This window comes from Halostagnicola sp. A56, assembly GCF_000691505.1.
GTDB lineage: Archaea > Halobacteriota > Halobacteria > Halobacteriales > Natrialbaceae > Halostagnicola.
On the sequence record NZ_JMIP02000014.1, the window covers coordinates 608,981 to 633,109 of the forward strand.

Sequence of the window (24,129 nt, forward strand, 5' to 3'; positions counted from 1 at the left end):
CAGCGGCCGGTTGGCACTAATATCTACCGGGTATGTGACGCTCGTCAGTCACCGTCCGAGTCAGCAACGGGCGGCTCGTACAGTTCGACGTAATTTCCGTCCGGATCACGGGCGTACGCGATATCAGCTCCGTTACCGACGGTCTGAGGCGCGTTCACGAACTCCACCGCTGGCGTGAGTTCTTCGTAGAGACCATTGATGTCGTCGACGGTAATACAGATGTGGGCAACGCCGACATCATGTCCGTCTGCAATCTCGTGAACGACATCGTTTTCGGGAGCATCGTACGTGATCAGTTCGATCTCGAAACCACCTGCATCGAGAAAGGCGATCTCCCCCGCGACGCCATCGACGCCGACGATATCGCTCTGGACATCGCTCACTGGAAATCGCCTGTCGATCTCAAATCCGAGTTGATCCCTGTAGAACTCGAGAGAACGCTCTATATCCTGTACGTTCAGTCCGTAGTGTGTAGCGTGTCCGATCATTCGTACCGATCACCGTTGAATACAGACAGTTCTTTCAAAAATATTTGGGTGGGGTGGCTTCGGAGCAGTTAGCGATCCACAACGACTACAGCCACTGTCGCGCTGTCGCCCGGATCTCCGTGGAACAATAACTAAGTAGTTGTAACCCGCTGGATTGGTATGTATACATGTCCCACGACATAGAGCAGTCACTGTCCGCGGGCGAGTCCGGCCCACAACGGACTCGGCGAATACTCGACTCCATGGGAGAGACCCTAGAACGGGGGGAAGTTCCGATAGAGATCCTCAACGACGAAGATATCTATCAACGGGAGTTAACCGAGATATTCGGTCAGGCCTGGGTGTACGTCGGCCACGAGTCGGAGGTGCCCGAACCGGGGGATTACCGCCAGCGGACCATTGGGGAGGACCCCTTCGTTTTCGTCCGCGACGAGCACGGCAAGATCCGAGTGCTGTTCAACAGTTGTCGCCACCGCGGTGCGAACATCTGCCGTGCTGAGAAAGGAAACACGACTCACTTCCGCTGTCCCTATCACGGGTGGACCTACCAGAACACGGGCGATCTGGTCGGTGTGCCCCAGAAAGGTGCGGGATTCGATCACCTCGAGGCCGAGGAGCACGGACTTCGTGAGGCGCCACACGTCGATACCTACAACGGGCTGGTCTTCGCCTGTATAGCGCCTGAAGCGCCGTCGCTCGAGGAGTATCTCGGCGGAGCGACGTGGTATCTCGACATGTACTTCGACCTGATCGACATGGAAGTCGTCGGCGACCCGCAGCGCTGGGTCGTCGATGCCGACTGGAAAACGCCGACTGAGAACTTCTACGGCGATAACTACCACGTTCCGATGGGACACAAATCCGCGATCGACGTCGGAATCGGCAGCGAGACGGCCACCGGGGAAGAAGAAAGCAAACTGTACGGCATCGCCGACTGCGACGGGCATGCCTTTAGCATCTACCAGATAGAGTCGGAAAAGCCGATGTTCTGGGGCCACCCCGAACGAGTCGTCGAGACGTTCAACCACGATGCGCTTGATGACGACCAGTACGAGGTTGCACGCAAGTCGGGCGTGACCCTCGGGACGATATTCCCGAACCTCTCCTTTATCTTCCTCGGGGGTCGCGATGATCCGAACAAAGACCCTGTCGGAACCTTCTGTCTGCGTCAGTGGCAACCCCGTGGCCCCGGTGAGATGGAGGCCTGGAACTGGATCCTCGCACCGACGGACGCGCCCGACGAATACAAAGAACGCGTCTACGAGGTCGGGATGTCGACGTTCAGCGCCGCGGGTAACTTCGAGCCAGACGATATCGGTATCTGGGACGGGATCGACGAGGCAGCGGGCAGCGTGTTCGCAGAACAGACGGAGGCGACGACGCTGTTTACGATGGGACGCGGCGAGAACACCGCAGCGACGGTCGACGATGACTGGGCCGGGCCAGGAACGGCCTACGCGAACGGCGGCGTGACCGATGAGAACCAACTCGACTTTTACCGGAAATGGCACGAGACGATGACGACGGAGGGGGCTGAATAACATGCAGGACGAGTTAGAACGCCGACGAACGCTCCGTCTCGAGTGCGAGGAGTTCCTCTATCACGCAGCGGAACTGCTTGACGATCGTCGGTTGAGCGACTGGCACGACCTCGTAACCGAGGACATCGAGTACCGAGTGCCGATTCGAACGACGCGTGAACGGTCCTCCAACACCGAGTTCAGCGAGGAGGCCTTCCATATGAAAGAGGACTGGGGAACGCTCAAGGTACGGACCGAGCGGATGTCGAGCGACTTCGCCTGGTCGGAGGACCCGCCCTCTCGGACCCGCCGGCAGGTCTCGAACGTGCGCGTAATCGACTATACGGACGACGAAATCGAACTCAAAAGCAATCTCGTCATCGTCAGGTCGCGCAAGGCCGAAACCGATCCCGATATCCTCTCGATGGAGCGTCACGATACGTTCCGTCGCGAAGAGGATGGCTACGTTCCCGACTGGTCGGAGGGCGGAGGGCTGAAACTCGCCCGACGAACCGTGCTGCTCGACCACACGGTCATTCCGACCGACTCGCTCTCGATCATTCTATGACCTCGACACGACCAATAGCTGACCCGCTCACGCTAACGGACGGCGATCTGACGGTCTCACTCTGGACACTGCAAACGCCGACTGGGGAACGGCTGATACTCAGCGGCGAGAGCGCCGAGACGCGAGTGGACGCGCTGGCACTCGAGAGTCTCACGTGGCAAGACGACGAGGTCTTCGAAGAACTCACCTCAGAACCCCACGAGGACGGCATGAACGCGACCGAGCCATCGGACGAGCTACAGATCAGCAACGAATATACAGTCGTCAAACTCCGGAAAGTCGAAACGACTGCCGGTCCGCGACTATCGATCACGTCTCCGAAACTGAATTACGCGTGCCGTCTCAGTCCGGCGGAACTCGACGCGCTCACGCACAAACGGATCAACTTCTTCTCCGACCTGCTTGAGACGCCGTTTGGTCCCGAAGAGGACCAGCACCACGGCGTTCATTGATTGGGCACCGGATTACTGTTTATCGCTGCTCGGCTTGTTCAATTGGTACGAGCAGCGCAATGGTAACAGAACACAGCGAACAGTCGTTTCCTCGCTTCTCTCACTTGCTTAGGGATGTACAAGTACGTCTCTTGAGAAGTCAGCAAATGACTTGGAACGGAGGATGTTCAGAGCCCTCATGATAGGGAATTACAGGGGTGTTTGTAGTTGACAAACGAATATATGAGATACCAATTACACTAATACGGACGTAAAATATGGATGGGGAGAGGCAAAACACCGGTAGTAACGGCCGATAAAAACGTTTGTGAATCCCAAACATGGGGTGCTCACCATTGATAGCTTCAGCTAGAATCCGTTTCCAGACGGGATACTGGTAATATAACTGTCCATTATGTTTGTTATTACCAAATATTTTTATCACTAGCGTTCAATCTTGGCACATGAGCAACAAAGACGAGGGCCGGCGGCGGATCAAATCGGTCGATCGAGCGTTTCGTATTTTGGGCGTCCTAAAAGAAGAGGGGAGTAGCGGGGTAACGGATGTTGCCAACGAACTGGATATGTCCAAAGGATCCGTACACACGTATCTGAGTACCCTCAAGCAACATGGTGCAGTGATGGAGTACAACGGAAAGTACCGTCTCGGTCTGCAGTTGCTCGAGATTGGCGAGTTCGCAAAACGACAAAACCTCGTCTACCAATGTGCTCAGGATCCGCTCGACGAATTAGCCACGGAAACGGGAGAACTCGCTCGACTCGTCGTCCAAGAACAAGGGCACGGCGTCTATCTCTACAAAATTTCTCTGTCATCTGACCGACGGGCAGAATTCTACTCGACACGCTTGTCAGACGACCCGTCCTAGGCCACGCTATTGTTTCTGCTCACCGAGAACGCGCCACCGACCCACGTCCTCGTTTTCGGCGCCGACTGCTATCCGCTCCCGTCACGAACCGAGTCGTAACGTATTTTAATCCCAGCCAACTACTTCAGGTTGCGTGTCCGGGTTGGGGTAGTGGACTATCCTTCAGCCTTGTGGAGGCTGAGACGCGGGTTCAATTCTCGCACCTGGACCTTTTCGCTGGGAATGGACGTGAGCGGCGAAACGGAACGGAAGAATGTAACCGTACCAGCCGCGCGCACCGATCGAGTACGGGAGCCGATAAACTAATCCCTGACCGCGTCGGAAACGGGGATTCTCAAGCGAACCCGCATCGAGTGCATCTGGGAGAGCAGCGTTCGACGGGAACGCCGACGAGTCACGTGGCCAGCGAAGTTCGTTTAGAGGTCAATCCAACGGCTGGGACTGCGAGGAGTGATTGACTTCGCCGCTCTGCTGGACGATGTTCAGCGCGGTCATCATGTCGGTTCTCGAGATGAGTCCAACGAGATCGCCGCGCTCGGACGACCCGGTATCGCCGGTTTCCTCGAGAACGGAGTCGTCGAAGCCGCCGTCGTCGTAGACGGCCTCGTCCTGAATGGACCCACTCGAGCGGGGTCGCGAACCGGCTCCGTCGACGACGAGAAGCCGACCGATTCGCTCCGATTGCATTCGCTCGATCGCGGTCATCGCGTCGGAGTTCGCGTCGATCGTCTGGAGGTCCGTCGTCATCACGTCCGAGACGGTAAACGCGTCGCGTTCGACGGGTTTGACCTCCTGTGCGTCCGAGAGCGTGACGAGGCCGACGAGGTGCCCGTCGTCGAGCACCGGATAGCCCGTGTGTCGCTCGGAGAACATCCGCTGGATGAGTTCCTCGACGCTGGTGTCGGGGCCGACCGTGTGCAGGTCTCGAGCGGGCGTCATGATGTCGCCGACGGTAACGTCCTGAAACGCGGCTTTCATCGTCACCTGCTGGGACTCGCCCGAGGCGGCGATGTAGATGAAGAAAGCGACGCCGATGAGGATGATGTTGAACGTCACGAGCAGTCCGAACAACCCCATTAGCACTGCGAAGAACTTCCCGATGCTCGCCGCCTGCTGGGTCGCTTTCGCGTAGGGCTGGTTTCGAGCCAACAGCGCCCGGAGCACGCGGCCGCCGTCCATCGGGAACGCGGGGAGCATGTTGAACCCCGCGAGCGCGATATTGAGAACCGCGAGGTAGCCGAAGACGAACAGCGCGCCGTCGACGCTGGCTGGCGTAACGAGAAAGAGGCCGTAGGAGAGCACACCCACGAGCACCGAGACGATGGGGCCGGCGATCGCGATGGCCAGTTCCTGCTTCCAGTCCTCGGGCATCTCCGTGAACGAGGCGACCCCACCGAGCAGCCAGAGCGTGATCGAGTCGATTGGGAACCCGTACCGTCGGGCGGTCAGCGAGTGACCGAGTTCGTGGAGCACGACGCCGATGAACAGTCCGATCGCCGCCGCGAATCCGAGCACCAGCGGCATCGGGCCGCCGGAGACCGCCGCCGTATCGATGCCGGCCCCGAGCAGGTCGTTGAGCAGTTCCGCGACCGTCCCGATCTGGACGCCGATGAGATACGCGAAGAAGGGCAAAACCAGCAGAAACGTCAGATCGAGTTTGATGGGAATCCCAAACAGCGACCCGATACGGAAGCTCTTCCACATACCCGCATGTATCGGCGGAAGAACCTTAAACACGCCGCCGAAACGCAGCGTTCGATCGGGAGCACGCCGGCGAATAGGCAGTCCCGATGATTCTGCGGCGTTCTCCCGGTGGCTACTGCGACGTTCCCCAGTGACTACTGCGGCGTGACCGCCTCGCAGGTGTCGTGGCTCGAGAAGCGCTGGACGAAGTTCTCGAGCATCGGTCGAACAGCACACTCGAGAGGAAGACACCGCTCGAGAGACGGACGCCGTTTCGAAACCGTCACAGTCCGAGTCAGTGTGTCCCAATACCGATGCATATAATCACACTATTATCTACTAGCCAATATGCATTCATCCTCCCATAGAGTTATACGGAAGTTCGTGGTCGATGTGTTCAGACCGATGACAGCCCAACTCACCACGACGACCGCCACCGACCGAGCCGCGTTACCGACCGAACTGAACTCGGCCCAGGCGAAGCTGGTCTACCTCTACCTCGACGCGACAACGGGCGCGACGATCCGCGAGGTGAGCGACGCGCTCTCGATGAAGCAGATGGCCGCACTGAGCGTCACCAAATCGCTTTCGACGCAGGGATTGATCGAAAAAACCGGCGATGAGTACGTTACCGTTCACTGAGGCTCACCTCGTGAGTCGACGAGTCCGACATCGTCCACACTATCCGACTGTAATCGACGGGTTGCCGTTCCAGATCGGTTACCGTCGCCTGGTTGCCGACCCAGTCGATTGCCATTGCGACCGGTTGTCGCCTCAATCGATTGCCGTGGCCGATCAAATGTCGCTCGAGTTTTCACGACCGGCGTGACCGATGATCGGACCCGCTTTTGCCGCGGGCACGACGCAGACGACAGTGGCGATGGGTTCGAAGCCTTTATCCGCGCGGTAACACTCCGTTTTTGTAAGTAACTACAACCATGTCAGAGAAACCCGCCTCTATGTACCGGAAGATCGATAAGCCGGCCTACACCCGCCGAGAGTACATCACCGGCATTCCGGGCTCGAAAATCGCACAGCACAAGATGGGAGACGTCGCGGCTGAACCCGAGGACTACCCCGTTCAGATCAGCCTGCAGACCGAAGAAGAGTGCCAGATCCGCCACGGATCGCTCGAGGCCTCCCGGCTGTCGGCGAACCGCCACATGCTGAAAAACGCGGGCGAGAACCAGTACAAGATGATCCTGCGCAAGTTCCCCCACCACGTCATCCGGGAGAACAAGCAGGCGACCGGCGCCGGTGCGGACCGTGTTTCCGACGGGATGCGCCAGGCGTTCGGCAAGATCGTCGGCACGGCCGCCCGAATCCAGCAGGGCGAACGCATCTTCACGATCTGGTGTGACGTCGAGGACGCCGAGTTCGCGAAGGACGCGCTCCGACGGTCCTACAACAAGATCTCGCCACCGTGTCGCGTCGTCGTCGAGCGCGGCGAAGAAGAACTGATCGCGTAAGGCCCGACTCGACCGTTTTTCCGTGCTCTCTCGAGCAGAGCGCCGGCTATCGGATCCACACCGTCCGTCGGTTCGCGAGTGCTCGAGTCGCCACTGTCGATCGGCGCGCGAGCGCGTGGTTCCGCTGGGCGCGGAGGCGCCGAACTCCCGGCGCGAATACTCTACCGTTTTTTGTCTCGGCCCCCACACTCGAGTATGATCGATCTCGCGGTCGCAAACGATCAGGAGACCTTCCAGCGGATGCGAGAGCCCCTCTCCGAGCGAGGGATCGATGTTCAGCACGTCCCCGTTCGCGAGCGCGCGGTTCCGCTGGGTGCGGACGCGCCGTGGTCCCCGGCGGAGTACGACGTCGGCTTCGTCTACCCCGGCCGACTCATGGAAGGTGGAGTAGCCGACGCGCTGCTCGATATCCCGTGGCTCAACGACCACGAGACGGTGTTGACCTCGCGGAACAAGGCCGAGGTGCTCGCCCGACTCGAGCGAGCGGACCTTCCGATACCCGATTCGGTGTACGTCTCGAACGACGTGAGCGAGTCCGAACTGATCGCCGTCTTCGAGCGGTTCGAGGCGCCGGTGGTCGTCAAACCCAACTCGACGACGCGGGGCGTCGGCGTCGCGAAGGCCCACGATCTCGACTCGTTCCTCGGAATCTGTGATTACCTCTCGCTGGTGCACGATTACCGGGCGACGGGCGACCAGTCGTTTCTCGTCCAGGAGTACCTGCCGGAGGCGGTCGACTATCGGGTCATGATGCTGGAGGGAGAGTACGTCGGGGCGGTCGAACGAACGCTTCCCGAGGACGCCACGACGCGGGGCCAGTGGAAGCACAACGTCCACCGCGGTGCGACCGCGACCGGCGTCGACCTGCCGAAGCCGCTGCGAGAGCTCGCCGAGTCGGTCGCACAGGAACTCGAGATCCCGTTTCTCGGCGTCGACCTGCTCGTGAGCGGCGACCGCGTCGTCGTCAACGAGACGAACGCCCGCCCGACGATCGACGACGAGACGAAGTACGAACCCGGCTTTTACGACCGACTCGCCGAGGCAATACGCTCGAGAGCGGAGTAGCCGATCGGACCGGGTGAAAATCCACTAGAAGAAACCACTGTTCGACCGAAAACGCGGGCGAGATCGGGATCGAATTGAGACGCTTATTCGAGAGCGATGTCGGAGGACTTCTCGGCCGATTCGAAGACGACCTCGAGAACGCCGTTGTTGTAGGTGGCCTCGGCGGTGTGTTCGTTGACCCGCTGTGGCAGCGAGACGCGCTCGTCGTACTGTCGGTGCTGGCTCTGGGCGGAGATCGTGAGTGATTTGCCGTCGCACTCGAGGTCGATGTTGTTCTTTTCGACGCCCGGGAGGTCGGCGATGACTCGGAGTTCGTCGTCGGTCTCGTGAACGTCGATGTGGGTGTCGGTGCCGAAGCCGTTCTCGACGGAGCCGGCGGAGTCGAAGTCGACGTCGCCGCCGTTCATCATTTCGTTCATCATCCGCTCGATTTCACGAAAGAGATCGTCGAAGGGTTCGTCGCGATCATCTCGGCGCATGAACGACTCTAGTAGGGCACGTGGCAAAAACTTTCTGTCGGTCCGAATCGTTCGGCGGTCGAATTCAAAACGGGATCGGACGAGATTCGCTAGAAGCCGATTCCCAGGTGCTCGTTCGTCGTCGCGATGCTGTCGGTCGCATCCGACGCGCCGAGGACAGCGCGGATCGCGTCGACGTTTTCGGGAACGACGTCCGACTCCTGGTGGATTCCCTGGAAGAGATAACAGTCCCGACCGACGGTCGAGATCGACTCCTCCCAGATGCAGTTCTCCCAGAGGTCGCCACGTGGCCGCCCCGCGTCGTGGGCGTACTCCTTTAGCTTCCCGCTGCCGTCGATCGACATCGACTCGGGGATCAAGAACAGACGCGACTCGTCGGCGAAGCGGTCGCGGATCTCGGCCGCGTCGACGGCCTCCTCGAGCGTGACGTTCAGGCTGTGCATGTGCATCAGGGTGGCGGGCACCTTCATCCCGAGCGTGTCGATGTCGAGGTCCGGGAAGATCGTCTCGACGTCGGGGCCGTGGTGAGACGGGATCGTCACCGGATCCGGGAGGATGTCGTTGATCGGGCCGCGAGACGTCTGGCCGGGATCGCCGCCGCGACGAACCAACGTCGCGCGGACCTTCTCGACGCCGTAGGCCTCCTGAAGCGGCGCGATGACTCGAGAGAGCCCGGTCGTGTTACAGGAGACGACCCTGACGTGCTGGGTGCCCGTCGCCGCCTCGAAGTTCGAGCGCGCGTTGAAGCTCACGTCCACCAGATCGGCGTCCTCACCGCCCTGGTAGAGCGCCGGCGTGTCGTACTCCTCGTAGAGGGACTTGTTCTCGGCGCCGATCCCCGACGGCGTCGCGTCGACGACGATATCGGCGTTCGAGACGAGATCCTCGACCGGACCGGCGATCTCGAGGCCCGCTTCGGCGAAGCGGTCGGCGCGGTCCTCGATCGCGGCGTAGAGCGGATACCCCTTCTCGACGGCGGTCTCGGCCTCGAAGTTCGGGCGCGTTTTCGCGACGCCGAGTACCTCCATATCGGGCTGTTCCCGAACGGCGTCTGCGACGCGTTTGCCGATCGTCCCGTAGCCGTTGATCGCGACCTGTATCATACTCCCGACTCCACTACGGACGCGGATAATCGTTTCGAGGCTTCTCCGCCGGTTTTTACTCGCCTCGGAGTTTGTACTCGCGCTGTCATGGGGGGTGCCAGTTCGAGCCGTCCGCGAGCTCGAGCGGTCGTGAGAGGCGAGGGATCGATGAGAATCGAAGCGTTCGTACAAAGCGAACACCTGCGAGAATCGAGGCGTCTCGAGCGCCGGGAGAGCAAGACCTTTCGGCGTACTACACGCATCCAGTGGTATGGCAGACCTTCGAACACCCGCCGAAACGGCGATCCGACAGTGTCTCGACGTCCGGGCTGACGAGTCCTGTGTCATCGTCACGGACAGCAACCGCGAGCCGATCGCGAACGCGCTCTACGAGGCTGCGCTCGAGCGAGCCGACGACGTCGCGTTCGTCCGGTATCCCCCGGGAGACACCCACGGCGAGGAACCGCCTGAACCCGTCGCAGCGGCGATGGCAGGTGCCGACGTCGTGCTGGCTCCGACGACGAAGAGCTTGAGCCACACGCGAGCGCGAACCGATGCGAACGAGGCAGGCGCTCGAGTCGCGACGCTGCCGGGGATCACCGAAGAAGTGTTCGCCACCGGTCTCGAAGCAGATTACGACGAGATCGCCACCCGCTGTGAAGCCATCCGCGAGCAGGTCGACGGCGCGGACGAGATTCGGGTGACGGCCGCGGCGGGAACCGACATCACGTTCGGAATCGGCGACCGCGACTTTCGCTCGGATACCGGCATCGTCCACGAAGCCGGTGCGATGTCGAACCTCCCCGCAGGAGAGGTGTTTGTCAGCCCCGAGACGGCCGCGGGGACGTTCGTCGTCGACGGCACGATGATGCCCCACGGGTTGCTCGAGGACGGCCGGACGCTGACCTTCGAGGTCGAAGACGGCCTCGTGACGGACATCTCCGACGACGAGATCCGGTCGACGGTCGAGAACGCCGCGGCAGAAGTCGGCGACGCGGCGTACAACCTCGCGGAACTGGGAATCGGGACGAACGTCGCCGTCACCGAACTGGTCGGCTCCGTGTTGTTAGACGAGAAGGCCGGCGGCACGGTCCACATCGCAATCGGAGACGACGCGGGCATCGGCGGCGACGTCGACGCGCCGATTCATCTGGACGGGATCATCCGCAAGCCGACGGTGTTCGCCGACGGCGTCGAGGTCGACCTTCCCGCGGGAGAATCGCGCTGAGGAGAGTCACGATCAGGTTCACGCACCTTTTAGGGCAGTGGCGCTTACGCCGGGTATGAGCGATATACCCGACCGGGTCCCGACGACCTGTCCCTCGTGTTCTCCGGACCTCGAGACGGTCCACGAGGTGCTCTCGCCGGGCGGCGGTAGCATCACCGTCCGCTGTAGCGAGTGCAGCCACGTCCACAAGATCCAACCTGAGCCGGAACGCGAAGTCACCCTCGATGTCGTCGTCTCTCAGGACGGCGAATCCTTCACCGCGAACGTCACGACCCCCGAAGACGAGACCATCGAGACGGGCGACGAGTTCATCCTCGAGACCGACGAAGTGCTCTCGACGGTTCGCGTGACCAGCATCGAACTCGACGAGCAGCGCCGACGTGAGGCCGCGCCGGCCCAAGACGTCGAAACCGTCTGGACGCGCGAGGTCGACAACGTCTCCGTCGATGTCACGGTCCACCCACAGGACGGCACGCACGACGAGAGTCGAAGCATCACGGTCTACGTCCCCGGCGACTACGAGTTCGAGGTCGGAACGGTCGAAACCTTTGGCGACGACGAGTTCGAAATCGACGCCTTCGTCGTTCGGGACGACGCGACGGGCTACGAGCGCGACCGAAACGAACTCGAGGGCGACATCGTCCTCGCGAAGGACGCACAGCGCGTCTACGCCTACGACGAGACGACGACCGCCTGGTCGGCGTGGTAACGCGGACGATACGCTCGAGTCGGGGAGCCTCAGAAGTACCCGAACAACGTTCCAGCTAACAACAACACCCACATAGCGACGCCGACGACGAGCAGGTCGTTGAGCCACGACTCCCGGGTCGCGCGTTTGGCTGCGCCGCCTGCGATCAGTCCCAGCGCGACGACGACGAGGATACGTTGAGCGACGACATCCACTGGGAGCGAGTTGACGTTCACTACGCCGTAATCGATCCAGATCGCCAGAATCAGCGATCCGGAGGCGGTGATCGCGGCGTCGAGGCGGCGGGTGAGCCCGTGGGCGATCAGATACGTCACGGCGGGAATGCCGATCGAGATAATTGGGTAGAGCAACGCGGCGATCATGTGCATCGTCAGCATCCCAGCGTGTCGCTCGAGGGTGATCCCGGCGAATCTGACCCCGAGAAACAGCCCGAGAATGGACAGGGCGAGGGCGACGTGTCTGGTGGTGATCCGATCGACCGCGGCCGCGAACCTGCGTCGATCGGCCGCAGTGAGGCGTTCGTCGACGGTGTTCGGGAGCCACTCGCGCACCTGGTTTTTGCTCGCGAGACTGATCGCGACCGGCGCGAGCGCCATTCCGAGCAGGTCAACGACGGTCGCCCAGCCGTCGGCATCTGAGGGACCCGAGTTTTCCAGATTGATACGCCGAACGTCTTCCTGGCTGTCGACGCCCGGGAGCTCCATGAACTCCGACTCGACTTTCAGCTGGGCCCGTTCGGAGCCGTCGACGCGGTGGCGGAGCGTGAACCAGTCGAAGTGTTCGGTGTGAGTCTGCATCGCGACCCAGTCGTCGCCGCTATCGGGCGACTCGTAGAGGCGGATATGCATGCGTTCGCCGTAGTACTTGCCGTCGTCGACTTGCAGCGTCTCGGTCGTCCAGTAGGGCTCGCGGTCCCCGCCCGGATCGACCCACGCGTACCGGGTCGCACCAGCGGCTTCGCCCCATTCGGTCCCTGTCGCGACCTGTTCGTCGTCGAAGAGCCGATACGTATCGGAGCCGGCCGCCGTCTCGTTTTGATCCAGTTCTTCCCAGTCGCCGTCCGCTTCGTGAGTGAGCAACCGAACGATCTCGTCGCTCTCTCCGCGGACGATCACATTGACCGGGCTTCGCTTGACGTGATCCTTGCGTGGACTCAGGTAGGGCCAGATCCCGCTGTCTACGTCCTCGAAGGAGTGAACTTCGGGTTCCGGGCGCTCGGCGGACTCGGGAGCGACGTCGCCGGTCGACGGCGACAGAAACAGGGACGGACCGCCGATAAACAGAAAGGCGAACGCGAGCAACACGACCCCGATGACGAGCGAGCGACGCATCTGTCCGGCGTTTAGTGCCACTGGATATCAATGTACGTGTTGTTCGTCCCGAAACGACAGTCCGCAACCGACACAGGATTGGCGTGCAACAGGGCCGGCGTGCGTCGCCACAAGGCGGGCTACGCAGACGGACGAGTAGGTCGCCTGCAGAGCCGCGATCAGGCGTCCGGACCGATCGTCAGAACGGGAACGGCAGCCGACCTGACGACGCGCTGGGAAACGCTCCCGACGACGTTGTTCTCGTAGTCGTCGCCGCTGGTTCCCATGACGACGAGATCGATCTCGTGTGCATCGGCGTACTCGAGAATGCACTCGGCGGGATTGCCGGTCTGGATAGCCGTCTCGGTCTGGATACCGTTGTCGTTCGCACGCGTCGCCGCACGATCGGCCGCCTCGAGCGCGTTTTCCTCGAGATCGGCGCGAACGCCCTCGACGCGGTCGTCGTCGAGGACCAGAAAGGCCCGATCGTCCACGACCGAAAGCACGTGCAGCGACGCGTTTCGCGTCTCGGCGATGTCGACGGCGTGGTCGGCGACGGTCGCGCTGTGATCGGTGCCGTCGGTGGGAAAGAGAATCGTCTCGTACATTAGGTGGACCTCTGGTGCGAGGGGAAAAAGAACTTCTCACTCCGGGCGGCCGCGTCGGTCTCGCGCGGTTCGACGGGACTCGAAGGCCTACTGGCGGTCGGGTTTCCAGCTGAGTTTGACGTCGACGGTCTCGCGCTGTCCGCGGAGCATCGAAGACTGCTCGACGACATCGATCGAAACGGAGACATCGTCCGGCGGGTGTAACGTCACCGTCTTGTTTCCGACGCCCACATCGATATCCTCGCCTCCGCGGTCGAACTCGTCGGCGAGTTCGACGAGGTACGCGCCGAGTTCCGCTCGCGACATCGTCTGATCGGCCGTCGTTCGTTGGGCCATGCGCCGGCATATGGGATCGGCCCCGCAAAAGTATGGACCGCGAACACGTCTCTAACAACCGATTACAGCCGCCGGTGGCCTCCCGTCGACGATCACCGGCGTCGCACGCGACTGGTCGACGATCGGAAACGAGATCGGCAGTCGATCAGCGTCGACATCGTCGCTCCCGGTTCGATCCGGCGCGGAACGAGTGGGTTTTTGGCGACGGGGCGGGTAGCCGGCGACGATGGACGCCGAGGAGGAGCTCACGGTCGGGATCGTCGCCCAGCGAAACAACGACCGAGCGCAGTCGCTGGCGACCCGATTGGTCGACGCGCTCGAGCGCGAGGGCGTCGTGGCGGTCGTCGACGACGAGACCGGCGACGCACTCGGGAAGCGCTGCGTTCCCGTCGAGCGCATGAACGAATTCGACCTGGTCGTGAGCATCGGCGGCGACGGGACGTTCCTGTTCGTCGCCCGCGAGGCCGGCGACGCGCCGATCGTCGGCGTCAACCTCGGCGAAGTTGGCTTTCTCAACGCCGTCACCCCGGAGAGCGCGCTCGAGGCGGTCACGTCGCTGGTCGCCGAACGCCGCGATACTGGCTCGATCGGCGGTCGAGCTGTAAAGCGACTCCGGGCGAGCGGCGATGGGTGGACGCTCGAGTCGGCGCTCAACGAAGTGGTCGTCCACGGGCCGAAACGAGGGAGCGGGGGCGGCGCGACGATCGAGATCTTCGTCGACGGCCAGCGGTACGCCGAGAGCCATTCGGACGGCGTCCTCGTCGCGACGCCGACCGGGTCGACCGCCTACAACTTGAGCGAAGGGGGCCCGCTGGTGCACCCCGCAGTCGACTCCCTTATCGTCACGCAGATGGCCGCGACCGATCCGATGCCGCCGCTCGTGATCGATCACACGAGCGAACTCACGCTCACCGTTCGCGACGCCGAGACGGCCTACGCGATCAGCGACGGCCGCAACAGACAGCGTCTCGAGCCGCCGACATCGGTAACGGTGACCACCGCGGACGATCCCGTGACGCTCGCCGGGCCTCCGGTGGACTTCTTCGAGGCGCTCGAGAAACTCGAGTGAGATTCCTCCGGGCGGTTCGGATCGTTTCTCCGAACCGCTGGAAACGGTTCAGGACTGCTCGACGAGCCGCTGGAGGTGATCCGGCGGGAGCGCCCCGCTGGCTGCGGTTCCGTCGGCGACGAACGTCGGAACGCCTGTAATCCGCTTGCGGGAGGCGTGATCGAACGCGTCCTCGAGTTCAGCTTGGAGTTCGTCGTCCCCGGTCGCAGTTCGAACCTCGTCCGGCGGAAGATCGACGCTCGAAGCGAGTTCTGCGAGAACGTCCCCGTCGCCGATGTCGCGCCCGTCAGTCCAGAGCGCGTCGAAGATTGCCCGATCGAACGCCTCCCACTGCTCGGGGTATTCCGTCTGCACGTACCACGAGGCCATCTGCGCCGGCAGCGAGTCGACCTCGGTCGCGAGCTCCTGGGCCATCTCGACGTCGTATTCCTCTTGCAGCCGCCTGACGTTCTGTTTCGCCTGCTCGAAGTAGTCGTCGTCCTTCCCGTCCGCAGCGGAGTGATCGATCGAGCCGTCGGGATTGCGTTTATCTCGCCGGAGGTCGAACGGATGCCACTCGAGTTCGAGCGGTTCCTCCCGACGCTCGCGGTACTGCTCGAGCGACGCTCTCCCGAGGTAACAAAACGGGCAGACGTAGTCGGAGTAGACGGTCAACTGATCCGGTGTCTCGCTCATGGCCGTCCTAACGGACCGTCACGGAAAAGTCGATAGCTCCCGGAAATCCCGGTCGCGAGTCGTCCTCGAGCGAGCAGATTGGAGATCGCCCACGAATCAGTCGCAACGAGTAGCGGTGACGGAGACCGCGTCAGCTATTGTCGGCGTCGGACTCACTGGTCCCGACGGGGTCGCCAGGCTCCGTGGCTTCTGTGGCTCCACTCGACTCGCCCGACTCGCCCGACTCGCTCGAGTCGATCGCCGCCGTCGCCGGCAGGTTCGGGTCCCGCCACGGGTTCCGCCCGTAGGCTGGAAGTTCGTCCTCGAGTTGCTCCTCGAGCACGCGTCGGAGCCGGTTGAGGCTGGTCGTATCGAGGCCGTGTTCCGCCGCCAGTCGCTCGAACGTCGGTTCGTCGGTGATATCGTGGGCCCGGTACTGCCCGAAGAGCTCTTCCATCCGTTCGGGAGACAGCGACGCCGCGTCGACGTCGTCCAGCCCGAAGTACGCCTGTCGGTCGCGGTCGACGACGTGGCGGATGACGACCAGTGCGACCGTCGGGATCGCTCGCTGGCTGCCGAACGCCGTCAGGTCGATCTCGTCCATCACTCCGAGCGCGAGGTCACGTTGCCACGGCGTCACCTCGAGTGCGTTGCACAGCGCCTGAGCCGTCCGGAGACGGTCGAGGCGGTGGGCGCGTTCGGCGTAGCCGGGCGTCGCCCCGTGTTGCTCGTCGTGCAGTCGGCGGACGCGATCCGAGAGTTCCGCCTCGGGCGATTCCGCGCGGCCGATGACGGTCGCACTCGGCGTCACGACGCCCCACTGGCGCACGGAGGCGTCTCGCTGCAGCGCCGCTCGAGAGACCGATCCCGCACCCGCGCGACTCTCGAGACGGCGTCGCGGCGCGTGCTCTCCGGTCCCGGCTCGCTCGAGGCGCGTTCCGGCGTCACCGTCGTGCATCTCGTTCGTGGCTCACACGTAGAGAGGGAAAAACCCTCGCTCGAATCGGAGAAGCTGTTAGCGAAACTTCACGTAGCGCTGATAGATTTAGAAGGTCGATGATAACACAGAGCGCACCCGCCCGGGGATCGATATCTCCGAAAAGCTCCTCGTATCTCGTTAGAACTTTGCAGCGACGATTCCGCTGAGTTCGAACTCGTCCACTGACGATTCCGACCGCGTTAGAACTTTGCAGCGACGATTCCGCTGAGTTCGAACTCGTCCACTGACGATTCCGACCGCGTTAGAACTCCGCAGCGACGGTTCCGTCCGCGTCGAGGTCGATCACGCCGTCGAAGCGGTCGCGAAACGCGTCGACAATCTCGTCGTCGTGGACCTCTTCGGAGACGTGAAAGAGCCCGATTGCGTCGTACTCCGCGAGTAATTCGAGGATCGAATCGACGGCATCGAGAGCTGCTTCGTCGTCGGCGTAGTAGGCGAGTTCCGTGACCGAGTCGATGCTGACGCGGAGTTTTCCCTCGTGCTCGTCGAGGAAGCCTTCAATGTGCTCGAGGATGCCGTCGATGTCGTCCGGTGCGCTGACGTAGTGGACGGTATCACTCGAGCGGCGGGAGTGCCCTCGTTCGATACTCAGCGTGTCGAGTATCTCCGCGGATTTCTCGTCGACGTCGTAGTACTCGAGTTTCTGTCGTACCTCGCGGGCGGTCGTTCGCGTCGAGACGACTAGAAACTTGTCGGTATCTGTCTTGAAAAACTCCGTGTCGATTCGGTCGGTTTCGCCCGTGCTCGGATGAAGAAGTAGTACGCCGGTACCGCCCGGGACCGTCGGCGGTGTCTCATCGATGTCGAGAGTATACTCCATATTGAGGGTATCAACTTCCGGGATCGACTTAAGCGTGCGGATGTATCGAACGTGGTAGGTCCGCGAGCGCCGAGACTGCGCAGGCTGTAGGTCTGCGATCGCCGAGACTGCGCAGGCTGTAGGTCTGCGATCGCCGAGACTGCGCAGGCTGTAGGTCTGCGATCGCCGAGACTGCACAGATCGCGAGTGCTATGGGAAAAGGGCGAGAGGTGGGACAGCTTACGGCTGGTCTCCGTCCGATGCCCAGGGACGTGTATCAGCCGGGACCTCTCTACACTCTATTTTTTAGGCAAGCCTAAAGTATCTGTCGGTCGATTCCACCCCTGTTTTCACGGCGCCGTACACAGCTGCTTTTTCGGTCACCGCCCCCCGTTCTCACAACGGCTCGTGCGGTCGTCTGTCGCCGTCTCGGAGCAGCCCAGTGATGCGAACGCGAGTCCAGCGATGCGAACGCGTTTTGTCGTTCGCGCCGTATCGTCACTCCATGAGCGTTCGCGAGGAGTTCGACGAGTGGGCCACGGACGGCCGCGACAAGGGAATGGAGGATCGCCACTGGCACACTGCAAAGCACGCGCTCGCCAGGATGCCGGTCGAGCCCGGCGACACCGTCCTCGATCTCGGCTGTGGCAGCGGGTATGCCGGCCGTGCGATTCGCGATACCAACGACGCGGGCCGTGTCTACGGACTGGACGGATCTCCGGAAATGGCGTCGAACGCTGCAACCTACACGTCCGACCCGCAGGTTGGATTCGTCGTCGGCGACTTCGGCTCGCTGCCGTTCGAGACGAACTCGATCGATCACGTCTGGTCGATGGAAGCGTTTTACTACGCGGCGGATCCCCACGAGACCGTAGCGGAGATCGCCCGCGTGCTCGCGCCCGGCGGAACCTTCTACTGCGCCGTGAACTACTACGAGGAGAACGTCCACTCTCACGAGTGGCAGGAGTTCATCTCCGTCGAGATGACCCGCTGGTCTCGCGAGCAGTATCGAGACGCCTTCCGCGCGGCGGGTCTCTCGGTCGCGGCCCAGGACAACATTCCGGATCGCGAGATCACGATCCCGGCCGAAGCCGAGTTCCCGATCGACGACTGGGACACTCGAGACGCGATGATCGAACGATACCGGGAGTACGGTACTCTCCTCACCGTCGGCGTCGCACTCTGAGCGTTCGAACCCCTCTATTTCCACTCGAGATCGTGTCAGCCCGCACAAACCGGCAGACAACGATCGAACGCTATCTTTCCGAGATGCGATCGCTCGAGTCGAAATGGTCCTCTTTTCCCACCGTGAAACCATCCTCTCTTCCCAACGTGTGATGGGTCACTACTCGAATCGTTCGCCCGCCGGAATCGTCACCCCGAGCCAGTTCTCCTCGGGCGGGAGCGGACAGTCGAACGTCTCGCTGTAGGCACAAAACGGCGTGTACGCCAGGTTCAGATCGAGGACGACCTCGTCGCCGTCCTCGAACTCTCGATCAGGCGACAGTTCCATGTATCGTCCCCCCTCGTACGTCTGCTGGCCGGTCGTCTTGTCCCGAAACGGGATAAACAGCGGCTCTTCTTCGGGTCGTTCCATCTGATAGGCTGCGAGTTCATAGGTCCCGTCGGACAGCTCCGGGTCGTCTCGCTTGAGGTCGAACGAGAGCGTCGCGACTCGGAGGTATCTGACCTCTCTCCCCGTTGTCGTGTCCATCGTCACTGGATTGGGATCGTCGTGGACTGACACGGTCGCGTGAACTCGGTAGTCGGCGTCCGGATCGAAGTACTCGAGCCCGGAGAACGCCTCGCGCTCTTCTGGTGGAATCGGCGACTGGGGATGCTCGGCGAAGAACTCGTCTTTCTCGTCGCGTTTGTCCTCGAGTTCCGCTCGCCACGTATTGACATCGAACGAATCGTTCATAGGAATCGTACCGGCCGCTGACTCGAGTGGGTTGTGGTTTCGAAGTCGGATGCGGTCGAAAGCGACCGACGAATCGATCGCTACTCGGTGATCGTGAGGATACCGTTTTTCACCGAGACGTCGCTCGCGTCGGCCGGCAGTTCGAACTCGAACTGCTCGTCGCCGGTAACGACGATCGCCGTGTCGTCGATCACGTCGATCGTGATGTCGCCTGCCCCAACGCCGAAATCGACCGCGATTACCGCGCTGTCGTCGTAGTCGTAGGTCCGAACGGTGGCTCCGTGTCGGTCGACGTCTCGCAGTTGTTTTGGGACTCTCATACCATCCCTAGGTGTCCGAGACGTGTAAGCCCCACGCTGGCAGTATCACCCTCCGATTTCTCGGCACGTCGTCTCTCAGTGTTGGGATTTTTGTACCGCCCAGCAGGTGCTGGAATTTCTGCACCGTTCGGCGGGTGTTGTGATTCCTGTATCGTTCAGTGGGTATTGAGATTTTGTATCGTTTAGCGGGCGAGTGTTTATACCGGAAGCCGCTCCTATCGAGGTCCGTCAACGATATGGACAACCGACGATGAATACGGACACCATGACGAACTGGCGCTCGGTGTTCGGTCACCCGACCCCCTACGACGAGCAGGTCGACGGCATCGAGTCCGCCATCGAAACCGCTCGAGACGGCGGCTACACCGTGATCGAGGGGGCCTGTGGCACCGGCAAGACGATGATCGCGCTCACGGCGGGGATCGATCTGGTCCGCGATCCCGACAGCGACTACGAGCGCGTGTTCGTCCTCACGAGCGTCAAACAACAGCTCCACCAGTTCGAGAAGGACCTCGAGACGATAAACGAGAACCTGCCCAGCGACTGGGATCCGGTCTCCGGACTCACCCTCGTCGGGAAGGCGGACGTCTGTCCGTACAATCGCGAGGGGACGGGAGGTATCGACGACGGAAACGTCTACGACCGCTGTGAGTCGCTTCGAGATCGGACTCGAGCGCTGACCGGCGAGGGCGGGTCCACGACGGCCGGGACCCTCGCCTCGCGTGCACGAAGTCAACAGATCGGACTCGCCGACAGCGGGTCCCGTGGCGGGTCGGCGAACTTCCTCGAGACCGCCGGTGAAGCGACGCCGTATCCGCCGGACATGCCCGAGTACGACGACGGCGGGCCGGCCGGGAGCGAGGTCGAGTACTGCCCGTTCTACGCGCAGTACCTCGAGGATCTCCCAGAGGACGGCAGCGACGGTGACGCCGCCGAAGCGGTCCCCTTCGATTTCACCGAGACGGGGCTCGTGACCCCCGAGGATCTGGTTGGACTCTCGGCCAGCCGCGGAACCTGTCCGCACTCGGTGATGGGTGCCGTGCTCGGTCACGTCGAGGTCGTCATCGGGAACTACTACCACGCGTTCGACCCGACGACGACCTCGTCCTTTACCGGCGCGCTGCTGGACGATTCGACGTTCGTCGTCTGCGACGAAGCGCACATGTTAGAACCTCGCGTTCGCAACCTCGTGAGCGACGGGGTCGCCGACCGGACGCTGCGAGACGCGGAGACGGAACTCTCGCGCGTGATCCAGCCGGTTCGCCAGGAACGGCAGGGGAGACGGGCGGAGGGCGGGTCCAAGACGGCGGATGCCGATCTCGTACGCGGCGAACTCGCCGATAGCGACGTTTCGTACGACGAACTCGAGCGGACCCTCGAGTTCGTTCAGGATCTACGCGGCGAACTCGCTCGTCGCGTCGAGGCTCACCTCGATAGGGAGTACGGGAACTGGAAGGCGGATCTAACCCAACTCGAGGACGACGAAATTCCGCTTCGAGACCCCGCCACACCGTCCGAAGACGAACTGAGCGAGTGGGCATCTCGAGCGGGCTACAGCGACGCGGTGTGGGTTCGTGCGGAGGCGGTCGGCGCGGTCGTCGAACGAATTTTGAACAGCGCAGAAGACGAGGAGCGAACTCGTTCGATGCCCGCCGCCGGCCGTCTGTTCGGCGAGTGGTACCGTCGCGGCCACACCGACTACTTCAGGGAAATCGAACTCGAGCGGACGTGGAACGAGATGGAGCCCCAGGATTCCTGGCGGCGGGCCTACACCGCTCGAATCGCCCTGCACAACTGCGTCCCGAGCGACGCCATCGGCTCGCAGCTCTCGTCGTTCGGCGGCGGCGTCCTCATGAGCGCGACCCTCGAGCCGATGGACGCGTTCACGGAGGTGACGGGTCTCGAGTACCTCGAACGCGAGGAGGATCGGCCGGTGGTCACGCGCCAGTACGGCCTGCACTTCCCGGCGGAAAATCGCGAGAGCTTCGCGGTCGCCGCGCCGAAGTTCACCTACGAGAACAGGGGCCGACCCGGCGAGGAGAATCCGACGCGCAGAAGCTACATCGACGCGCTCGAGCGCGTCGCCCGACTGCCGGGGAACGTGCTCGCCGGGATGCCCAGTTACGCCGAGGCCGAGTGGGCGGCGGGGGCGCTCGAGGACCGAATCGACAAACCCGTCCTGCTCGACGCCTCGAGTAGCGACGACGCCACCCAATCGCTGAAAGACGAGTTCTTCTCGGGCGACGGGAAGGTGCTGGTGACGAGCCTGCGGGGAACGCTCACGGAGGGTGTCGACTACCGCGGCGACCGACTGTCCGCCGCGGTCGTCTGTGGTGTCCCCATCGTCAACACCTCGAGCCCTCGGACGAAGGCCGTTCGCCGCGCCTACGACGACGAGTTCGGCGACGGGTTCGAGTACGCGCTGACCGTCCCCGCCGTACGGAAAGCCCGACAGGCGATCGGTCGGGTCGTTCGAAGCCCCGAGGACGTCGGCGTTCGCGTGCTGCTCGACGAGCGCTACGCCCGCGACAGCTGGGATTCGGTCCGTCCCTATCTCGCCGCAGACGCGGAGTTCCAGCCGGTGAGTCCCGATATGCTCGAGTTCGGCCTCGACCAGTTTCGGTCGCGTCTCGAGCAGTAGGTGCTCGATCCGTAAGTCACCGCATTCGACCAACTGTGGTTCGAGAACGCTATCGAACTAGCTCGCTGTCCCCGTCGGAGCGTCCGTCCGTTCCGTTTCAGTCGTGGCGGTTCGCCCGAACCGATGGCCGATGGCGAACAGCGGAACGCCGAGCAGTATCGTTCCGAGGAATATTCCCGCGAACATCGTCGCAGAGATGATCGCGATCCCGATCTGCGGGACGAGCGCCAATCCAGCCACTATCGGTCCCAGCGCGGCGACGAACGGGAACAGGAATCGCGCGGGATGGTTTGCACCCGCGAGCACGCCGAACGGCAGGAAGATCAGCGGACCGGCGAAGAACACGAGGTTCGCGCTCAGCGGCGCACCGACGATAAGTCCAGCCGTCCACGCGAGAACTGCGACCGCGGCGATTCTCGAGACGTTCCTGTCGGTGTTCGCGCTCACGAAATCCGTGAGCAGCGCGGTGACGGCCGTCAGGAACGTCTGCGGCGCGAGGGTGAGTCCGACGATTGCGAGGACGATCCAGAAATCGCCGGCGATGACGCCCGCGAGGACGGCTAGCGCGGCGTAGAGAACGGCACCGGCGCCGACCCACCGCGTCGCCGTTCGCCCTCGAGCAAGCGATCGTGGAAGCCGGTTGCCGGCAAGAAGCAATCCGGCCGCGACGAGGCCGAGGAGTCCCGTCGGAAGCGCTGCGAACTCGCGCAGTTCCGACTCGATCAGGCCGAACGAGTGGGCCTCGAGCGCGCCGCTCGTGGCCGCCTTCGAGACGAGGCCGTCGTCGGGGGCGAACGCGACGGTCGGCTCGCGACCGAGTTCGGGACCGTCGTATCGCTGATCGCTCTCGGATGTCCAGGTCGCTTGATTCTCCGCGACCGACCCGCCGGGTGGCGCGTGCGTAACCGTTGTTCCAGACGGCCCCGTGATCGTGAACGCGTTCGCATTGACGTACACGTCGGTCGTCGGCGGGGACTGGGTGAACTCGTCGAACACGATCACGCCGCCGGGGTACTGGTGAGTGGAATCATCGACGGCGAACGTGACCGTGAGGGTGCGGTCCTCGAGCGTCGTCGAGCGGTTTTCGACCTCACCCCCGACGATCCCGGAGTAGGAATACGTCCGAGTGACGGCGCGCTCGAGGGCCGTCCGGTTCTCCTCGAACTGGGCCGCAGCGGTTCGGTTCAGGGTGGCGGTGGCGCGCCACTGACTGTCGCCGTCGGCGTCGACTCGGATCTCGAGGGCACTTTCACCGACACTCGTGTTGACGCCGTTTCGCTCGGCCGTCCGCTCGAACTCGTCCCCACAGATCCCGCAGACGCCTTCCGGCGGCGGCGCTGGCGAACCGATCGGGACGAACGCGACCGTGAGGAGGAAGACCACAGCGATACCGAGGACCACGCGTGGAGGGCGCATGATCGAAGATATCGATCTCACGTGTCAAATAATTACTGTAGCGACCGACGGCACAACAAAGAGAGTCATGTCGAGTGATGGCTATCGGACTCTCATCGGATTATCGTTGTCGATCCGGACGCCGAGTCGCTCATCTCCGCGTACAACGAGTACAGGAGGACGGCGAAGCCAAACGCCGTAAACGAGTTCTGGACGGCGACGCCGAGGGCGACGTTCCCCTCGAGCGAGTGGATGAGTCCGCCGAGGATCGAGCCGACGATGATGCAACAAAAGCCGATCGTAACGGCTCGAAGCGCCGGTGCGTCGGTGCGTCTGTACGCGCGAAAGGCGAGCGCTGCCACGGCACCGCCGGTGAGCAGCGTCGCGGTGTTCGCGACCGTGATGATTGCCGTGTATTCGTCCATATCTCGAGTCGGTCGGGTGCTGTGATCGTCGATATCCAGCAG

The 24,129-nt window shown here is 62.5% G+C and carries 28 protein-coding genes and 1 tRNA gene; 13 read left to right on the forward strand and 16 right to left on the reverse strand.

The features are described from left to right. Positions 1–44: 44 nt before the first annotated feature. Positions 45–488 carry a VOC family protein gene (locus EL22_RS04885; protein WP_050050403.1) on the reverse strand — a complete coding sequence of 148 codons (444 nt, stop codon included), beginning with the start codon at positions 486–488 and terminating at the stop codon, positions 45–47. Between the two features lie 242 nt (positions 489–730). Here EL22_RS04885 and EL22_RS04890 point away from each other — a divergent pair, with 242 nt between their 5' ends. The 5 genes from EL22_RS04890 to EL22_RS04910 all read left to right on the forward strand — a co-directional run bounded on the left by EL22_RS04890 (position 731) and on the right by EL22_RS04910 (position 4,103). Continuing rightward, complete coding sequence (locus tag EL22_RS04890) at positions 731–2,029, forward strand: Rieske 2Fe-2S domain-containing protein (protein ID WP_050050404.1); 1,299 nt, start codon at positions 731–733, stop codon at positions 2,027–2,029. A gap of 1 nt (position 2,030) precedes the next feature. Beyond that, entirely contained in the window at positions 2,031–2,576 is a 546-nt protein-coding gene (locus EL22_RS04895) for an aromatic-ring-hydroxylating dioxygenase subunit beta (protein ID WP_050050405.1), read from the forward strand. Next, positions 2,573–3,028, forward strand: a complete 456-nt coding sequence (locus EL22_RS17870) for a hypothetical protein (RefSeq protein ID WP_197075844.1) — start codon at positions 2,573–2,575, stop codon at positions 3,026–3,028. The genes EL22_RS04895 and EL22_RS17870 overlap by 4 nt, the downstream gene beginning before the upstream one ends. 443 nt (positions 3,029–3,471) lie before the next feature. Beyond that, on the forward strand, positions 3,472–3,894 hold the full coding sequence (locus EL22_RS15870; protein WP_082146669.1) for an IclR family transcriptional regulator: 423 nt from the start codon (positions 3,472–3,474) through the stop codon (positions 3,892–3,894). A gap of 136 nt (positions 3,895–4,030) precedes the next feature. Next, positions 4,031–4,103 (forward strand) — tRNA-His (locus EL22_RS04910). Between the two features lie 214 nt (positions 4,104–4,317). Here EL22_RS04910 and EL22_RS04915 read toward each other — a convergent pair. After that, positions 4,318–5,598 carry a site-2 protease family protein gene (locus EL22_RS04915; RefSeq protein ID WP_050050407.1) on the reverse strand — a complete coding sequence of 427 codons (1,281 nt, stop codon included), beginning with the start codon at positions 5,596–5,598 and terminating at the stop codon, positions 4,318–4,320. A 134-nt stretch (positions 5,599–5,732) separates the two neighbouring features. After that, positions 5,733–5,897: a hypothetical protein gene (locus EL22_RS17035; RefSeq protein ID WP_156184047.1), complete on the reverse strand. Its 165-nt coding sequence runs from the start codon at positions 5,895–5,897 to the stop codon at positions 5,733–5,735. Between the two features lie 85 nt (positions 5,898–5,982). Here EL22_RS17035 and EL22_RS04920 point away from each other — a divergent pair, with 85 nt between their 5' ends. The 3 genes from EL22_RS04920 (at position 5,983) to EL22_RS04930 (ending at position 8,111) form a co-directional block, all read left to right on the forward strand. After that, a complete protein-coding gene (locus tag EL22_RS04920; protein ID WP_050050408.1) occupies positions 5,983–6,219 on the forward strand; it encodes a hypothetical protein in 237 nt (78 codons plus the stop codon). Between the two features lie 296 nt (positions 6,220–6,515). Further along, positions 6,516–7,046 (forward strand): 50S ribosomal protein L16, encoded by a 531-nt coding sequence (locus tag EL22_RS04925; protein WP_050050409.1) that lies wholly within the window; start codon positions 6,516–6,518, stop codon positions 7,044–7,046. Positions 7,047–7,241: 195 nt separating this feature from the next. After that, on the forward strand, positions 7,242–8,111 hold the full coding sequence (locus tag EL22_RS04930; protein ID WP_050050410.1) for a RimK family alpha-L-glutamate ligase: 870 nt from the start codon (positions 7,242–7,244) through the stop codon (positions 8,109–8,111). Positions 8,112–8,194: 83 nt separating this feature from the next. Here the strand turns inward: EL22_RS04930 and EL22_RS04935 are convergent, their stop codons facing one another. Together EL22_RS04935 and EL22_RS04940 are read right to left on the reverse strand one after the other, a co-directional pair. Continuing rightward, on the reverse strand, positions 8,195–8,590 hold the full coding sequence (locus EL22_RS04935; protein WP_050050411.1) for an Hsp20/alpha crystallin family protein: 396 nt from the start codon (positions 8,588–8,590) through the stop codon (positions 8,195–8,197). 89 nt (positions 8,591–8,679) lie between these two features. Beyond that, positions 8,680–9,693 carry a type II glyceraldehyde-3-phosphate dehydrogenase gene (locus EL22_RS04940; RefSeq protein ID WP_050050412.1) on the reverse strand — a complete coding sequence of 338 codons (1,014 nt, stop codon included), beginning with the start codon at positions 9,691–9,693 and terminating at the stop codon, positions 8,680–8,682. 250 nt (positions 9,694–9,943) lie between these two features. Between EL22_RS04940 and EL22_RS04945 the strand changes: the two genes are divergently transcribed. Both EL22_RS04945 and EL22_RS04950 read left to right on the forward strand, forming a co-directional pair. After that, a complete protein-coding gene (locus tag EL22_RS04945; RefSeq protein ID WP_050050413.1) occupies positions 9,944–10,900 on the forward strand; it encodes an aminopeptidase in 957 nt (318 codons plus the stop codon). Positions 10,901–10,955: 55 nt separating this feature from the next. Beyond that, a complete protein-coding gene (locus EL22_RS04950) occupies positions 10,956–11,609 on the forward strand; it encodes an HVO_0476 family zinc finger protein (RefSeq protein ID WP_050050414.1) in 654 nt (217 codons plus the stop codon). Positions 11,610–11,638: 29 nt separating this feature from the next. On the opposite strand, the gene EL22_RS04955 is transcribed toward EL22_RS04950, so the two are convergent. From EL22_RS04955 to EL22_RS17040, 4 genes are all read right to left on the reverse strand, one after another. Then, on the reverse strand, positions 11,639–12,940 hold the full coding sequence (locus tag EL22_RS04955; protein ID WP_050050415.1) for a YrzE family protein: 1,302 nt from the start codon (positions 12,938–12,940) through the stop codon (positions 11,639–11,641). 158 nt (positions 12,941–13,098) lie between these two features. Further along, the gene (locus EL22_RS04960; protein ID WP_050050416.1) at positions 13,099–13,527 is read right to left on the reverse strand and encodes a universal stress protein; all 429 of its coding nucleotides are present in this window, start codon (positions 13,525–13,527) and stop codon (positions 13,099–13,101) included. Between the two features lie 87 nt (positions 13,528–13,614). Beyond that, the gene (locus EL22_RS04965) at positions 13,615–13,863 is read right to left on the reverse strand and encodes an amphi-Trp domain-containing protein (RefSeq protein ID WP_050050417.1); all 249 of its coding nucleotides are present in this window, start codon (positions 13,861–13,863) and stop codon (positions 13,615–13,617) included. 51 nt (positions 13,864–13,914) lie between these two features. After that, positions 13,915–14,112, reverse strand: a complete 198-nt coding sequence (locus EL22_RS17040) for a hypothetical protein (RefSeq protein ID WP_156184048.1) — start codon at positions 14,110–14,112, stop codon at positions 13,915–13,917. Here EL22_RS17040 and EL22_RS04970 point away from each other — a divergent pair. Then, complete coding sequence (locus tag EL22_RS04970; protein ID WP_050050418.1) at positions 14,090–14,932, forward strand: NAD(+)/NADH kinase; 843 nt, start codon at positions 14,090–14,092, stop codon at positions 14,930–14,932. The two genes, EL22_RS17040 and EL22_RS04970, sit on opposite strands and share 23 nt — an antisense overlap. 48 nt (positions 14,933–14,980) lie before the next feature. On the opposite strand, the gene EL22_RS04975 is transcribed toward EL22_RS04970, so the two are convergent. The 3 genes from EL22_RS04975 to EL22_RS04985 form a co-directional block, all read right to left on the reverse strand. Further along, positions 14,981–15,607 (reverse strand): DsbA family protein, encoded by a 627-nt coding sequence (locus EL22_RS04975; RefSeq protein WP_050050419.1) that lies wholly within the window; start codon positions 15,605–15,607, stop codon positions 14,981–14,983. A gap of 130 nt (positions 15,608–15,737) precedes the next feature. Continuing rightward, a complete protein-coding gene (locus tag EL22_RS04980) occupies positions 15,738–16,544 on the reverse strand; it encodes a hypothetical protein (RefSeq protein WP_050050420.1) in 807 nt (268 codons plus the stop codon). A 283-nt stretch (positions 16,545–16,827) separates the two neighbouring features. Continuing rightward, complete coding sequence (locus EL22_RS04985; protein WP_050050421.1) at positions 16,828–17,406, reverse strand: ATPase involved in flagella biogenesis; 579 nt, start codon at positions 17,404–17,406, stop codon at positions 16,828–16,830. Between the two features lie 484 nt (positions 17,407–17,890). Between EL22_RS04985 and EL22_RS04990 the strand changes: the two genes are divergently transcribed. Continuing rightward, positions 17,891–18,571, forward strand: coding sequence for a class I SAM-dependent methyltransferase (locus tag EL22_RS04990; protein ID WP_050050422.1), 681 nt, complete (start codon positions 17,891–17,893; stop codon positions 18,569–18,571). A 159-nt stretch (positions 18,572–18,730) separates the two neighbouring features. Here the strand turns inward: EL22_RS04990 and EL22_RS04995 are convergent, their stop codons facing one another. Together EL22_RS04995 and EL22_RS05000 are read right to left on the reverse strand one after the other, a co-directional pair. After that, complete coding sequence (locus EL22_RS04995) at positions 18,731–19,306, reverse strand: DUF1684 domain-containing protein (RefSeq protein ID WP_050050423.1); 576 nt, start codon at positions 19,304–19,306, stop codon at positions 18,731–18,733. An 80-nt stretch (positions 19,307–19,386) separates the two neighbouring features. Beyond that, positions 19,387–19,626 carry a hypothetical protein gene (locus EL22_RS05000; RefSeq protein ID WP_050050424.1) on the reverse strand — a complete coding sequence of 80 codons (240 nt, stop codon included), beginning with the start codon at positions 19,624–19,626 and terminating at the stop codon, positions 19,387–19,389. A 265-nt stretch (positions 19,627–19,891) separates the two neighbouring features. On the opposite strand from EL22_RS05000, the gene EL22_RS05005 reads away from it, so the two are divergent. Further along, the gene (locus EL22_RS05005) at positions 19,892–22,267 is read left to right on the forward strand and encodes an ATP-dependent DNA helicase (RefSeq protein WP_050050518.1); all 2,376 of its coding nucleotides are present in this window, start codon (positions 19,892–19,894) and stop codon (positions 22,265–22,267) included. Between the two features lie 57 nt (positions 22,268–22,324). Here the strand turns inward: EL22_RS05005 and EL22_RS05010 are convergent, their stop codons facing one another. Next, positions 22,325–23,683 (reverse strand): hypothetical protein, encoded by a 1,359-nt coding sequence (locus EL22_RS05010; protein WP_156184049.1) that lies wholly within the window; start codon positions 23,681–23,683, stop codon positions 22,325–22,327. A gap of 92 nt (positions 23,684–23,775) precedes the next feature. Continuing rightward, positions 23,776–24,087 (reverse strand): hypothetical protein, encoded by a 312-nt coding sequence (locus EL22_RS05015; protein ID WP_050050426.1) that lies wholly within the window; start codon positions 24,085–24,087, stop codon positions 23,776–23,778. Between the last annotated feature and the right edge of the window lie 42 nt (positions 24,088–24,129).

What these genes read in the sequence shown, in the direction of transcription:
- EL22_RS04885 (WP_050050403.1), bottom strand. Translation starts at nt 488, where the DNA reads ATGATCGGACACGCTACACACTACGGACTGAACGTACAGGATATAGAG.
- EL22_RS04890 (WP_050050404.1), top strand. Translation starts at nt 731, where the DNA reads ATGGGAGAGACCCTAGAACGGGGGGAAGTTCCGATAGAGATCCTCAAC.
- EL22_RS04895 (WP_050050405.1), top strand. Translation starts at nt 2,031, where the DNA reads ATGCAGGACGAGTTAGAACGCCGACGAACGCTCCGTCTCGAGTGCGAG.
- EL22_RS17870 (WP_197075844.1), top strand. Translation starts at nt 2,573, where the DNA reads ATGACCTCGACACGACCAATAGCTGACCCGCTCACGCTAACGGACGGC.
- EL22_RS15870 (WP_082146669.1), top strand. Translation starts at nt 3,472, where the DNA reads ATGAGCAACAAAGACGAGGGCCGGCGGCGGATCAAATCGGTCGATCGA.
- EL22_RS04915 (WP_050050407.1), bottom strand. Translation starts at nt 5,598, where the DNA reads ATGTGGAAGAGCTTCCGTATCGGGTCGCTGTTTGGGATTCCCATCAAA.
- EL22_RS17035 (WP_156184047.1), bottom strand. Translation starts at nt 5,897, where the DNA reads ATGCATCGGTATTGGGACACACTGACTCGGACTGTGACGGTTTCGAAA.
- EL22_RS04920 (WP_050050408.1), top strand. Translation starts at nt 5,983, where the DNA reads ATGACAGCCCAACTCACCACGACGACCGCCACCGACCGAGCCGCGTTA.
- EL22_RS04925 (WP_050050409.1), top strand. Translation starts at nt 6,516, where the DNA reads ATGTCAGAGAAACCCGCCTCTATGTACCGGAAGATCGATAAGCCGGCC.
- EL22_RS04930 (WP_050050410.1), top strand. Translation starts at nt 7,242, where the DNA reads ATGATCGATCTCGCGGTCGCAAACGATCAGGAGACCTTCCAGCGGATG.
- EL22_RS04935 (WP_050050411.1), bottom strand. Translation starts at nt 8,590, where the DNA reads ATGCGCCGAGATGATCGCGACGAACCCTTCGACGATCTCTTTCGTGAA.
- EL22_RS04940 (WP_050050412.1), bottom strand. Translation starts at nt 9,693, where the DNA reads ATGATACAGGTCGCGATCAACGGCTACGGGACGATCGGCAAACGCGTC.
- EL22_RS04945 (WP_050050413.1), top strand. Translation starts at nt 9,944, where the DNA reads ATGGCAGACCTTCGAACACCCGCCGAAACGGCGATCCGACAGTGTCTC.
- EL22_RS04950 (WP_050050414.1), top strand. Translation starts at nt 10,956, where the DNA reads ATGAGCGATATACCCGACCGGGTCCCGACGACCTGTCCCTCGTGTTCT.
- EL22_RS04955 (WP_050050415.1), bottom strand. Translation starts at nt 12,940, where the DNA reads ATGCGTCGCTCGCTCGTCATCGGGGTCGTGTTGCTCGCGTTCGCCTTT.
- EL22_RS04960 (WP_050050416.1), bottom strand. Translation starts at nt 13,527, where the DNA reads ATGTACGAGACGATTCTCTTTCCCACCGACGGCACCGATCACAGCGCG.
- EL22_RS04965 (WP_050050417.1), bottom strand. Translation starts at nt 13,863, where the DNA reads ATGGCCCAACGAACGACGGCCGATCAGACGATGTCGCGAGCGGAACTC.
- EL22_RS04970 (WP_050050418.1), top strand. Translation starts at nt 14,090, where the DNA reads ATGGACGCCGAGGAGGAGCTCACGGTCGGGATCGTCGCCCAGCGAAAC.
- EL22_RS04975 (WP_050050419.1), bottom strand. Translation starts at nt 15,607, where the DNA reads ATGAGCGAGACACCGGATCAGTTGACCGTCTACTCCGACTACGTCTGC.
- EL22_RS04980 (WP_050050420.1), bottom strand. Translation starts at nt 16,544, where the DNA reads ATGCACGACGGTGACGCCGGAACGCGCCTCGAGCGAGCCGGGACCGGA.
- EL22_RS04985 (WP_050050421.1), bottom strand. Translation starts at nt 17,406, where the DNA reads ATGGAGTATACTCTCGACATCGATGAGACACCGCCGACGGTCCCGGGC.
- EL22_RS04990 (WP_050050422.1), top strand. Translation starts at nt 17,891, where the DNA reads ATGAGCGTTCGCGAGGAGTTCGACGAGTGGGCCACGGACGGCCGCGAC.
- EL22_RS04995 (WP_050050423.1), bottom strand. Translation starts at nt 19,306, where the DNA reads ATGAACGATTCGTTCGATGTCAATACGTGGCGAGCGGAACTCGAGGAC.
- EL22_RS05000 (WP_050050424.1), bottom strand. Translation starts at nt 19,626, where the DNA reads ATGAGAGTCCCAAAACAACTGCGAGACGTCGACCGACACGGAGCCACC.
- EL22_RS05005 (WP_050050518.1), top strand. Translation starts at nt 19,892, where the DNA reads ATGACGAACTGGCGCTCGGTGTTCGGTCACCCGACCCCCTACGACGAG.
- EL22_RS05010 (WP_156184049.1), bottom strand. Translation starts at nt 23,683, where the DNA reads ATGCGCCCTCCACGCGTGGTCCTCGGTATCGCTGTGGTCTTCCTCCTC.
- EL22_RS05015 (WP_050050426.1), bottom strand. Translation starts at nt 24,087, where the DNA reads ATGGACGAATACACGGCAATCATCACGGTCGCGAACACCGCGACGCTG.